This window comes from Pandoraea sp. NE5, assembly GCF_024363545.1.
Taxonomy (GTDB): domain Bacteria; phylum Pseudomonadota; class Gammaproteobacteria; order Burkholderiales; family Burkholderiaceae; genus Pandoraea; species Pandoraea cepalis.
In genome coordinates this window covers 694,839-706,881 of the sequence record NZ_AP025517.1, presented here as the reverse complement: position 1 = coordinate 706,881, position 12,043 = coordinate 694,839, and the positions used below count along the sequence as shown (strand labels likewise).

Annotated in this window: 11 protein-coding genes and 1 pseudogene; 1 reads left to right on the top strand and 11 read right to left on the bottom strand. The window is 59.6% G+C overall.

All coding sequences use genetic code 11. The features are described 5' to 3' along the window. Positions 1-220: 220 nt before the first annotated feature. The 10 genes and pseudogenes from PanNE5_RS03280 to PanNE5_RS03235 form a co-directional block, all read right to left on the bottom strand. Positions 221-841, bottom strand: coding sequence for an ANTAR domain-containing response regulator (locus PanNE5_RS03280; RefSeq protein WP_261939220.1), 621 nt, complete (start codon positions 839-841; stop codon positions 221-223). After that, a complete protein-coding gene (locus tag PanNE5_RS03275; RefSeq protein WP_150562405.1) occupies positions 838-1,998 on the bottom strand; it encodes a transporter substrate-binding domain-containing protein in 1,161 nt (386 codons plus the stop codon). The genes PanNE5_RS03280 and PanNE5_RS03275 overlap by 4 nt, the downstream gene beginning before the upstream one ends. Positions 1,999-2,008: 10 nt before the next feature. Then, entirely contained in the window at positions 2,009-3,010 is a 1,002-nt protein-coding gene (locus PanNE5_RS03270; RefSeq protein ID WP_261939219.1) for an asparaginase, read from the bottom strand. A gap of 91 nt (positions 3,011-3,101) precedes the next feature. Further along, positions 3,102-3,809 carry an ABC transporter ATP-binding protein gene (locus tag PanNE5_RS03265; RefSeq protein ID WP_035534536.1) on the bottom strand — a complete coding sequence of 236 codons (708 nt, stop codon included), beginning with the start codon at positions 3,807-3,809 and terminating at the stop codon, positions 3,102-3,104. Next, positions 3,806-5,572, bottom strand: coding sequence for a branched-chain amino acid ABC transporter ATP-binding protein/permease (locus tag PanNE5_RS03260; protein ID WP_261939793.1), 1,767 nt, complete (start codon positions 5,570-5,572; stop codon positions 3,806-3,808). The genes PanNE5_RS03265 and PanNE5_RS03260 overlap by 4 nt, the downstream gene beginning before the upstream one ends. A gap of 88 nt (positions 5,573-5,660) precedes the next feature. Next, positions 5,661-6,494 carry a branched-chain amino acid ABC transporter permease gene (locus PanNE5_RS03255; protein ID WP_150562407.1) on the bottom strand — a complete coding sequence of 278 codons (834 nt, stop codon included), beginning with the start codon at positions 6,492-6,494 and terminating at the stop codon, positions 5,661-5,663. 76 nt (positions 6,495-6,570) lie between these two features. Beyond that, entirely contained in the window at positions 6,571-7,734 is a 1,164-nt protein-coding gene (locus tag PanNE5_RS03250) for a substrate-binding protein (RefSeq protein WP_261939218.1), read from the bottom strand. A 61-nt stretch (positions 7,735-7,795) separates the two neighbouring features. Continuing rightward, a complete protein-coding gene (locus PanNE5_RS03245; protein ID WP_261939792.1) occupies positions 7,796-8,626 on the bottom strand; it encodes a nitrilase family protein in 831 nt (276 codons plus the stop codon). A 615-nt stretch (positions 8,627-9,241) separates the two neighbouring features. Beyond that, positions 9,242-9,343 (bottom strand): annotated as a pseudogene (locus tag PanNE5_RS03240) (GNAT family N-acetyltransferase); the annotation flags it as partial. Positions 9,344-9,414: 71 nt separating this feature from the next. Beyond that, positions 9,415-10,299, bottom strand: a complete 885-nt coding sequence (locus PanNE5_RS03235; protein WP_261939217.1) for a LysR family transcriptional regulator — start codon at positions 10,297-10,299, stop codon at positions 9,415-9,417. A gap of 136 nt (positions 10,300-10,435) precedes the next feature. Here PanNE5_RS03235 and argC point away from each other — a divergent pair, with 136 nt between their 5' ends. Next, positions 10,436-11,365, top strand: a complete 930-nt coding sequence (gene argC / locus PanNE5_RS03230) for an N-acetyl-gamma-glutamyl-phosphate reductase (protein ID WP_261939791.1) — start codon at positions 10,436-10,438, stop codon at positions 11,363-11,365. Positions 11,366-11,671: 306 nt separating this feature from the next. Here argC and PanNE5_RS03225 read toward each other — a convergent pair whose 3' ends face one another. After that, positions 11,672-12,040, bottom strand: coding sequence for a MerR family transcriptional regulator (locus PanNE5_RS03225; protein ID WP_150562415.1), 369 nt, complete (start codon positions 12,038-12,040; stop codon positions 11,672-11,674). Positions 12,041-12,043 lie beyond the last annotated feature (3 nt).

Here is a 12,043-nt window from a genome sequence, read left to right as displayed (position 1 = left end):
TCCGACCCGTTGCTGCCGGTCGCGTATGTGAGTGGAACGTCTGTCTGTCAGCATAAACCGGTCATTCGACATACCTCAGAGAGGCTGCACGCTTGAATGCCGTGTGGAATGCAACTTGACCGACCTTGCCGGGAACGTCGATTAGAACGCAGTGCCGGATTAAGTCTGCGGGCGATCACAGGGCTATGTGGCTGAACTGTTGGCCTCAACACCGCTTCGATCAGAGTTTGGGTGCCTTTCCTAAACCCAGCTTTTCCATTGCCTCATGGGCGTCAATTATCATCGTAGCAATTTCCCCTACCGTGACCCGGAGACTTGTTGCGCGTGACCGCATGTGCTCGTAGGCGTCATTCTCACTGAGTCGATGGGCATCCATCAGAATCCGTATCGCCTTCTCGATATGGCGTCGCGCCTTGATTGCTTCTTCAAGCTTTCCGATCTTGTGGTGAAGTCGCTGTTGATAGCCAGAGGAGGCGCGTGCCAGCACCAGCGTGCTCAGTATCCCCGTGGAGCGATACGGCTTCGTGATCACGCCATGCGCCCGCGTGTCGACGAGCAGTTTCAAAGCTGTCGGGTTCTCATAGTCGGACAGCGCGATGAGCGTCGCATCGGTGTCTGCCGCGCACCAGTTGCCCGCGCTGCGTAACTCGGGGCCAACAAGAAAGAGGATCACGTCCGCATCTGCGGGCAACTGAGCTGGAAATGGCCAGACGGTGCGAACGGGGCAACCGATGCGGCGCAATTGCTCTTCCAGAACGCCACGATCCTCTCCCGGCGGATGGATCACGACGACCCGCAGCGAACGCAAATCGTCGAACAGCCGACGCGCGCCGGTGTTCATGTGAGTTCTCCGTTAAGCCAGAAGTCCGTGAAGCCGTAAGAGGTCAGATAAGGATCTGGTTTGACCGGACCGCTGCCTTCCCACACGACGTCGAACGCTCCATCTGGGCGACAGACGGCAATACGTGGCGTAAGGATCGCGTGGTTATTCTCAGGGTCGATCCTGAGCAACCCCTCGGGTGAATCGAACCCGACTTCACGAACAGCCGCCACCAGCTTTGCTGTGTCGAGACTACGGGTGCGTGCCAAGGCGAGGGCGAAGAGGTGTGCCTGGTTGTATGCCATTTCCGACCACATGCTGGCCGGCTGGTCTCCGAAACGCGCCTGCCACGCATTCATGAAACGCCGGTTGCTCTCATTGTCTAACGTATTGACGTAGCTGGCAGCTACGATATGCCCGCCACACAATTCCGGGCCAATCATCCGCGTTTCGCCCTCCGTCATTGTCAGACTGGCGATCGGGATACAGGCGGGATCGATACCGTGTTCGCGATAGAGTTTGTAGAACGCGCGTGCTCCACGTCCGATCAGGGTCGAAAAAACTACGTCCGGCTCGACGGCCTTGATCTCCCGCACGACCGCTTCGAGGGCGGAAGGGGCCGCGTCGCTTGGCAGGTAGACTTCTTCCACGATCTCTCCGCCGTGCTCTTCGACCATATCGCGCATGATTCGGTTCGACTCGCGCGGATAGATATAGTCGGCCCCAACCAGGAAAAAGCGCTTTCCGTGATGGCGGAGAAGATACGCCGCAAGTTGCATGCTGTTCTGGTTAGGTACTGCGCCCGTGTAGATGATGTTCGGCGAATACTCAAAGCCCTCATAGATCGAGCAGTACCAGAGCAGTGCGTTGTTGCGCTCGATCACCGGCAGCACTGCCTTACGGCTGGAAGAAGTGGAACACCCGAATATTACCGTTGCGTCGTCTTCCTGCAGCATGCGTGTAGCGAGCCGCCTGTATTCATCCGGGTCGCTCTTCGGGTCATACACGACGGGGTCAAGCAATCGCCCGTCGACGCCACCAGCGGCGTTGATTTCTTCGATTGCGAGTACAGTGCCCAAAAAATGCTCGGATTCTGTTGCCGCTGTGACGCCGGTTCGTGAGAACAGGACGCCGATGCGCCAGCCTGGCTCAGTAACGGAATTTCGGCTCGAGTTCATCTGAAATACCTTATCGATCGAAGAGACGCTGGATATCTTCCTGCGCCGAAGAATTCTGTAGCGCCAGCATGAGGAGAATTCTCGCTTTCTGTGGGCTGAGATTGTCGGCGAAGATCGAACCTGCCGCCTTCAGTGTGCTCCCGCCGCCAACAAAACCATACACCGGCAATACCCGGCCGTTGGGCACGCGCGTCGAAATGACAACAGGCACGTCGGCCATGATTGCTTCCCTGATCGCCTCGTACATTTCGGCGTTGACGTTGCCAAAACCAAGCGCCTGTATCACGATTCCTCTGGCGCCCAGCTTCAGGGCGGCGCGAACCAGGCCACCATCGGCGCCGGCGTACATTGGTACAATTTCCACGTACGGCAGTGTGTCCCTTTCAAGACGAATGAACTGCCGGCGCACAGGTGAGCGGGCAAATACAACACGGTCTTCGTCCACTGTTCCAAGGAACCCGAAATCCCCGGACCGGAATGCTTCCACATCAGCCGTATGTGCCTTGGTGACCTCCCGCGCCGCATTGATCTGGTTGTTCAATACAACAACGGCGCCTTTGCCGCGTGCATCCGGCGAAAGGCAAACTCGCGCAGCATTGAGCAGGTTACGCGGACCATCGAAATCGGATGCAGACGCGTTACGCTGCGCACCGGTTAGAACGATCGGCTTGTGCGTGTCGGTTGTCAGATCGAGAAACCAGGCGGTTTCTTCCAGGGTGTCCGTTCCATGGGAAACAATAACGCCCGCCACGTCATCCTTTGCCAGCGCAGATGATATTGCCCTGTGCAGCTCAATCCAACGCTGCGGCCCCATGTAATCGGAAGGCACATTGGACAGGTTGTTGACCTCCAGTCTTGCGATCGCGGTGATGGCCGGGACAGCCGCCAACAGGTCTTCGCCGGACAGAGCCGGGACCGGCGCCTGTTTCAGCGGATCGATCTTCATCGCAATGGTACCGCCCGTTGCGATGTAGGCACACGTAGGGAGTTGGGAAGGAGCAGAGGCAGTCATCGGTTCGTTAAATGGGTCATCGTTGGCGACGGCGATAGACACGCCATGCAGGGCTGAACCGCCCGCCCGCGGCGTGTCTTTTCAGACCGACTTAGACGCGGAGGTGCTCGAATACCGAATCTGCAGCTACCGGGTTTTTCGCATCACCGTTGTCGATAATTTCGCCCTGCTTCAGCACGGCATAGCGGTCTGCGACCTTCAGGGCGAAAGGCACGTGCTGCTCGATCAGCAGCAGTGTTGTGCCGTGGCGACGTCGTTCCCAAAGCAGCGCTTCGGCAAGGCGGTCAATGACCGACGGTTGCAGACCCTCAGTGATTTCATCAAGCAGGATGATCGATGGGCGCATCATGAGGGCGCGGGCGACCAGCAACATCTTCTGCTCGCCGCCGGACAGTGTGCCCGCATGTTGCTTGAGTCGGCTCTTGAAGACCGGAAAAATCGGTTCGATTTCCGCAAACCGCTCGTCGAACACCGATACCTTTTCAAGTCCGAGGCGCAGATTGTCACGGATAGTGAGATCCGGAAACAACGCGTGTTCCTGCGCCGCGTAAGCGATTCCGGCACGGGCAATCCGGTGCGGCGGCAGGCGGGTGATGTCCTGCCCGTTCAGATGGATTGCACCGCTCTTTTTCGGCAGGTAGCCCATGATCGTCTTGAGCAGCGTCGTCTTGCCCATGCCGTTCTTACCAAGCAGGGCTACCGCGTCGCCGCTCGCGACGGTCATGGATAGCTTGCGCAGCACCACGGAAGCCTTGTATCCGCTGGTCACGTCCTGCAGGTCCAATGCGATCTGGCTCATGATGCCTCCCCTGATGTGGCGGTACCCGCGCTTCCCGTATCGTGCGCGGTTCCGGCATATATCGTTCTGACCAACTCCGAATTGACTACCTCATCGAAGCTGCCTTGCATCACGATTTGACCCTGATGCAGGACTACGATGCGTGTTGCGATTTCCTTCACGAAGTCGAGGTCGTGTTCAACCAGCAGGCAACACAGTTGATACTGGTGAGCCAATGCCGCAAGCACGTTGCCGATCTGCGTACGTTCGGTTTTTGTCAATCCTGCCGTTGGTTCGTCGAGCAGCACGATACGCGGCTCCAATGCAAGCACCATCGCCAGTTCCAGTGCCTGCTGCTGGCCGTGCGACAGGTCTTTCGCTACGGCCCCCAGCTTCTGGTCGAGGCCCGTTGTGCGAACTACCTCGAGCGCATACGGTGGCAATGCAAGCGTGTGTGAACGCTTGAAGAACGAAGGCCGTTCGATGATCGTGCCAGAGATCCTCAGGCATTCCCCGACTGTCAGGGAATCGAATATGTTCGCGTTCTGGAATTTGCGGCCCAGACCGAAACGCACGCACTGGTCAGGCGGCAAATCGCGGATATCATTTCCGCAAAGCACAACCGTGCCGTCGGAACGCTCTGCACCGTCGCTCATGCATCGCATCAATGTGGTTTTGCCTGCTCCGTTCGGCCCGATCAGTCCAACCAGTTCCCCCGCTTTGGCATTCAGGTCGATGCCCTGCAGCACCTTCAGGCTACCGAAATGTTTGGCGACACCGGCCATCTGCAGCGCCGGCGCGGAAGCCGGTTGCACATGATCGGGGCGCACGGGACGCTCAACCAGTTCGAGTTCAACGGCATTTCCAGTCAGACTGCGAAACGGTTTGAGCAGCAATGGCACCAGGCCTTGCGGCAACAGGACAATTACCGCGACGAACGCCGCACCAAGGATGAGCTGCCATGCAAACGGCATGCTGCCGCTCAGATACGACGTTGCAACATTGATCAGCAGCGTGCCAATCACAGGTCCCCACAATGTACCTCGACCGCCGAGCGCGACCCATATGATCAACTGCGTCCCTAGAACGAAGCCGGTCAGTTCCGGCGCAACCACGCCGCTGAACGATCCATAGCCAAATCCCGCGATGCTGGCAACAATGGCCGCCACAACCAGCAGGACAATCTTCCCAAGCGACGTGTTGATGCCAAGGTATGAACAGCGCGATTCATTATCGCGAATGGCCACCAGCACGCGGCCGCCATCGCTGCGCACGAAAAGCCACGCAAGCGTCGCGATGCCCAGCAATCCAGCACCCGCTATCCAGTACCACGCGTGGAGCGACAGATCAAATGTTTCGTAGCCGGTCAGGCCCGAGCTTGAGCCGGTCCACTCACCGCCAGACAGGAGCACCTGGCTGAGAACGATTGGCAAGACGAGCGACATCACAGTGGCAAAGAATGGAGAAGCGCCCCGATAAAATGACAGCCAGCCGAGCAACACTGCGATCACGGCCGCGACGAGGATGGCGGCGCCCACTGCCAGTACGACGTATCCGGGCGAGAAGCCGCCGTGTGTGAACAAGAGGCCCGCGGCATAGGCACCAACGCCGAAGAAGGCCGATTGCCCGAACGTCAGGTAACCCGTATAGCCCCACAGGATGTCGACGGTTACCGCGACGATCGAGAAGAAGAACGCCTGAATCAGGACGTTCAGGAGGTACGTGCCGAACAGGAACGGACCGACGGCCAGCAGCAGAACGGCCGATGCACCGACCAGAAGCATTCCGCGCGAAGGTATCTTTCGCCGATCCGACAACCGAATCTCGCTTTGCGAGGATTTGACGCCGACAGGGGCCGGCGACATGTTGATTTTAGCCATGCGAGAACCCCTTCGGACGAACGCGCAGCGTGAGAGCGGCAAGTACGGCGATGGTCAGGCCACCCAATACCGGACTGACAAACGTGCTAACAAGAACCTGGCACGCCCCGAACACCAGACACGTAACCAGCAGGCTGACCATCGAGTAGCCTGAAACCATGACCAGCATGAAGGCACTGACCAGCCACGGTAGCCCCATGTTGGGATCGACGCTTGACAAGGGCGTAATCAGCGTGCCCGCCAGGGAACCAAGCGCTGCGCCCAGACTGAACGTGATGAAGCGGATGCGTCCAGAATGAATGCCGAGTCCGCGCGCGAGATCCTCATTCATGATCACCGCACGGGTCTTGACGCCAAAGCGTGTGCCGGACAGTAGCGCGGTGAGAAGCCCGCACAAGCCCAACGCGATCGGAATCAGCAGCAGGCGATAGGCAGAATAGTCCGTACCGGCGATCGAGAATGCTCCCTTCAGCGGCGTTTCGACAAACTGCACCTCCCGGCCGAACACCATCACAATGATCTGCCCGATGACGATTCCGAGACCCCAGGTGGCAAGGATTGCGTCGAGGGGGCGCTTATACAGGGGACGCACGATCACCTGCTCGACGAGCATGCCAACTCCTACGCCCACAGCCATTGCGAGTGGCACGCCAAACCATGGATTGAGTTTCAATTGCGTGACCACAAAGCTCGAGTAGGCACCCATCGTCAGCAGCGCACCGTGGGCGAAGTTGACGATTTTCATCACGCCGAAAATCATCATCAAGCCGGCGGTCACGATGAACAGTATCGCCGCGGTGGTGAAAATATCTAGTGCTAGAACCATTTCCGTCTCCAGTCGCATCCGCCCGCGCGGCGTACCACGCCAAGTCAGCAGGCGGATGCCTTGTCCTTGACCTCGTCTACTTGATGTTCGGGCATTGCGAGCCCGGATTGACATCAGGGAAGGTCTGCAAAATCTTCACGGAACCATCGGGCTGGATCTGACCGAGGCGCATCGCAAGCGGCGTGTGCCGGCTCTTGTCCATCGATACCACGCCGCGTGGCCCATTGAACGATACCTGGCCAAGTGCCTTTATCACCTTGCCTGGGTCTGTCGAGCCCGCCTTCTCGACCGCGGCCTTGTAAAGGAAGAAGGCCTCGTACTGCGGCTCGGACAGTTCGTTGGGCGTCTTTACGTCCTTCCCAAACTGTTTGTCCATTGCAGTGAGAAATTTCTTGTTTGCGGCCGTGTCAATGCTCGTCAGATAGGACCCGGACATGTAGATGCCCGTGGCAACGTCACCCATGCTCTTCGCTGTCCCTTCGTCAATGGCGAGGTTGCCGTACGGCAGCGTCATCCCCGAACCCTTCAGCTGCTTGGCGAGCGCCACATTAGGCGCTCCCCCCGCTGTGGCGCTAATCAGCGCATCGGGATGAACGGAACGGATCTTGGAAAGAATCGGTGTCCAGTCCGTGCTGTCGATCGGCAGGTACTCTTCACCGACAACCTTGCCGCCGTGCTGCTCGATATATTTCTTTGTGAACTCGAGCATGCCGCGACCGAACGCATAGTCGCTGCCGACCAGGTAGAACGTCTTCGCGCCCTTGCTCTTCTCGAAGAAGTCGACGACAGGTGCGACCTGTTGCTCCGGCACCCAGCCGTTGACATACATCCACGGACTGCACGACCGGCCTTCATAGAACGACGTGTAGATGAACGGCTTCTTGCCGCGAGCGACGATGGGCAAAGCCGCATTGCGCGCCGCACTGGTCTCCATCGAGATGATCGCGTCAACGTCTTTCTGGAACACCAGCGTGTCGTACGCCTTCTGTGCGCCGACTGCACCAGACGCGTCGTCTGCGATTTCGAGCTGGACCTTGCGTCCCAGGATGCCACCGGCGGCGTTGATTTCTTCGACCGCGAGCTGCGATGACTGCACGACGGCAGGTGCGACTACGCTGTTGGCGCCGGACAAGCCAACCGCAACACCGATCTTGATGGGCTCTGCGGCATATGTGTTTGCAGCAAGCGCGGCTATCGCAGCTACGGCGCCTACAAGGACGCGATGTTTGAACTGATTCATGGTGTCTCCTTCACGTAAGGTCGGTTTCGTTTTCAGGATCATGCGGACATTGCCTGGCAGCTCACGGACGTGAGGAAGGCCAGCCCGTGCCCAGCATCGGGTCGTACACGTCCATGCGCCGGTCGCGCAGCAAGTGGTTAAAAGCATTGAGCGAGCGCCCAGACCGGATGCCCTGCAGATCGATTTGTGCATACAGGATTTCTTCGCGATCCTGACTAGCGGGGCCGGCCAGCGGCCATCCGTCACCGCCCACGATCAGGCTTTGTCCGATGAATGGTTGCCCGCGCTCGGTGCCGATCCGGTTCGCGCACGCGATCATCAGGCCATTGCTATGTGCGGCGGCCATGGTGAGCGTCGCGGCCATCGCCTGGTGCTCTGCCGGCTGCCCCGGCATGGGCACCCAGTTCGTTGGCACGCAGACGATGTCGGCGCCATGGGCGGCTGCCAGCCGGTACACCTCCGGGAACCATCCGTCGTAGCAGATTGCGATCGAGATCCTCCCGAGCGCTGTATGGAACACCGGCGCGCCGCGATTACCCGGTTCGAAGTAGACGTTTTCGTTGTTCCAAAGGTGGAGCTTCCGGTACGTCCCGATGTGCCCGGACGGGCCGACGCAGACAGCCGAGTTGTAAAGTCGCTTGCCCTCGCGCTCTGCAACGCCCGCAACGATATGTACGCCAAGACGCTGTGCCGCGTCAGCCCAGATCTGGACCGTCTCGCCGTTCGGAAGATCTTCGGCCAGCGCGAACGCTTCTTCGCGGTCGGCAAAAACATAGCCGGTGTTGGCCAATTCGGGCAGGACAACGAGGGCCGCGCCGTTCTTCGCAGCTTCCTCGATGTAGCGGAGCGACCTCGCGACGTTTTCATGCTTTTCGCCGATGCGGGGCTCCATCTGTACGCAGGCCACAACCGGACCGTTAGTGTTCCGAGGGGCAGGGCTGCGCTGAAAGTTTTCCAATTCTGTTCTCCAAAAGCAAAAAGCCCCCGAACCAGCGTTGGTACGCAAGTTCGGGGGCTGCATAGCCTTCCATGTAGCACGGCATCGTTGCCGCGGATTGCCAATGAAACTCGGCAATCGATGGCGCAAATGTACGAAGCCCGCGTCAGCCCGTCAAGGAGATTTGACTGATTCTAGGGAAAGCCCTTAGCTCTCTCCGGCGAGTCCAAAATCCGGAAGGCTCTGAGGGCGTTTCGCGTAGCCCCACGGGCCCCGAGTCACGACGCCGGCTGCCTGCTTGCCGAGCGCGCAACCGCTTGTGGGCCAACGGCTGCGGCCCTATTCGCTTGTTGCCCTAGGCTCGCCGCAATGCAACACGCCGGGCAGCACTATCGCCGTCACGCCTCAACTCGCGTTTCCTCACAATGCAGGCAAGCCGACTCTCGTAACGCTAGGCAAGCCAACTCTCCTCAATGGTGGCAAGCGACTCGTGTTGAAGGACCGCTGATCGAGGGTGAACGGCCGCCTGAATGCGATCCATGACCGACCGGAGATGGCCGGTAACTGTCGTCATTGCGGTTTGCGAACGTAGTAGATATCCCACTCCGTTTCTATCGTCTTCGCGAATCCGTGCCGTTGATAGAAGCGATTCGACGTCGCTGTGCGTTGTGCTTTCGAACGTTACATTCATCCGTCATGCCTCGTTAATGGGGGGTCGATGTGAGGCGCATGCAGCGCAATGCCTATGCCATTCGCAGATCGCGCAACACATCAAGTACGTGTTGCGTGGAGCGCTCGATGTGCCCCGCGCGATGGGCAATGCCGAGCCGACGCCACATCGCCGGCCGCAATGGGCGCATGACAACGCGCTTGTCGGGCAATGGCGCAGTCGCCTCATGGGGTAACAGCGCGGCGCCGTATCCTGCCGCGACCAGACTCTTGATCGCGTCGTTGTAGTTAAGCTCGATGCGTGGCACCGGTTGATGCCCCCCAGTCGCGAACCACTCCGCCGTCAGTTGTGAAAGACGCGTTGTCGCATCGTTGAGAATGAGCGGTTGGCCAGCGAGCCATGCGGGCGTGACGCGGGCAGGGCACTGCCAATGTGCCGGCACAAAAGCCATCACGGGGTCGCGCCTCCAAGGCGTGATCACGAGTCCAGCCTCGGGCGGCTGAGGCAGCGCAACGAGCCCAACGTCCAGCGTTCCATCCACCAGTCCGGACAACGTCTCCCGCGACGTGAGCACTGCAACCTGAATGTCGATGGCGGGATGGTGCTGGCGCAGCACCTCAAGCGCTTGCGGTAACAGGTGTGCGATCGCGCCCGTCGAAGCGCCGATCCGCGCGCGCCCTTCGAGTCCTTGCACCTGGCGTTGAATATCCGCCAACGCCTGCTCCGCATCGGCCAGCAATCGACGTGCGCGCTCCACCAGCACCTCGCCTATCGCCGACGGCCTGACATGTCCGCGCTTTCGCGACAGCAGTGGCGCCCCAATGCGGTCTTCCAGTTCCGCGATGTGGAGGCTGACCGTTGGCGGTGCCAAGTGCAATGCACGTGCCGCCTCGGCAAATGAGCCGCGGTCTGCGATGGCCACGAGGGTGCGCAAGCGGTCCAGGCTGATTTCTCGCATGTCGGCGTCCAGATTCAGGAAAAATGAATGATCACGTTGTGAAATTCAACTTTCCCTATTCTATCTGTCAACGGAATATAGGGACTCGTGCTCGTTTTTGCTGGTTACCATTCAAAGTCAACGGAGTATTTCACGTATGGGCTCTCCCGTTGTATTCATCGACGGCGATCAAGGCACCACCGGGTTGCTGATCCAGGAACGGCTTCGTCACCGGACCGACATCAGACTGATGACGCTTGATGCCGCGGAGCGCAAAGATTTGCGGCGTCGCACGGAATTCATCAACGCCTGCGACATCGCGATCCTCTGTTTGCCTGATGCCGCGGCACGCGAGGCAGTGACCGCGATTGTCAATCCTGCGGTTCGAGTCATCGACGCCAGCTCCGCGCACCGCACGCAGCCGGACTGGGCCTACGGATTTCCGGAGATGGCGCCGGGGCAGGCCGAACGAATTGCCAACGCCCGCCGCGTCACCAATCCCGGTTGCTATCCGACCGGTGCGCTTGGCTTGCTGGGGCCGTTGGTGCAGGCCGGGCTTATCCCGCCCGATTACCCGATCAGCATTCATGCGGTCTCGGGGTACTCCGGTCGGGGACGGGCAGGCGTGGAGGAGTATGAGGGGGCGGGAGCCGTCAACGCGCCGTCATACCAGGTCTATGGCCTGAAACTCGCGCACAAACACGCGCCGGAAATCCAGAAGCACGCGGGGCTCGCGGAGCGTCCCATTTTCGTCCCGGCATACGGAGCGTTCCGTCAGGGCATCGTGCTGACGGTGCCCCTGGCGGTGCGGTTGCTGGCGCCCGGCGTGGACGGCGTGGCGCTACACACCGCCCTCGCTCGCCACTATGCTGAGGCGGTTCACGTGCGGGTCTTGCCGCTGCATGAATCGAGCGCCGTGGAGCACTTGGATCCACAAGTGCTGAACGGTACGAACGACATGCAATTAAGCGTGTTTCATAACGTGGACGACGGACAAGTCTTGCTGGCCGCCGTTTTCGACAACCTTGGCAAAGGCGCGTCTGGCGCTGCGGTTCAGAACCTGGACCTGATGCTTGCGTCGCAGTAGTTGTCGCGGGCTTGAGATGGCGTTCGGCCACCTCCGGATGTGCCAACGGAGGTTGGCGCATCTGTTGGTGGCCGTCGAACGATTCGTTCCGGTCGGTAAGGGTTAGCGGTCCGCCGGCTCAGGACGACCCTTCTCCGCCGTCGGACAGCTATTTGTGAGCGTCTCTACCACGCTCGATTACGGTCGTTCGTGGAGACATTTTCTGGACGGTGATCCGAAGCATTTGCTTCCACCCTCGATCGAAACACGTCAACTCGATCGGTCTCGCCCAGCGGCGGTGCATCAGTACTCGAACCTACGCAACTGTTAGAGCGCCAATGTCTCGTTGGTATCGACCGCATTGAGCAGCCTCGCAACGACTTCTCGCGTTTCACTGAGTTCGCGCAGCCGAACGTCGAGCTTTTCGACTTCACCGCGCAGCAACGCGCGCGCCTCTACGCATGGATGAAACACCGGTTTCTCACCGAGTACACAAGGCAGCAATAGCCGGATACTGCTGATCTTCAAACCTGCCGCGCTGAGCGTGCGGATGCGCTGTGCGGCGTCTACTTCGTCGGAACCGTATTCGCGGTAGCCCGAATCGGTCCTCCTCGGATTGAGGAGACCTTCGTTCTCGTAATACCGCAGCATCCGCTCACTGACACCGGTGCGGCGAGCCAGTTCTCCGATACGCATGAC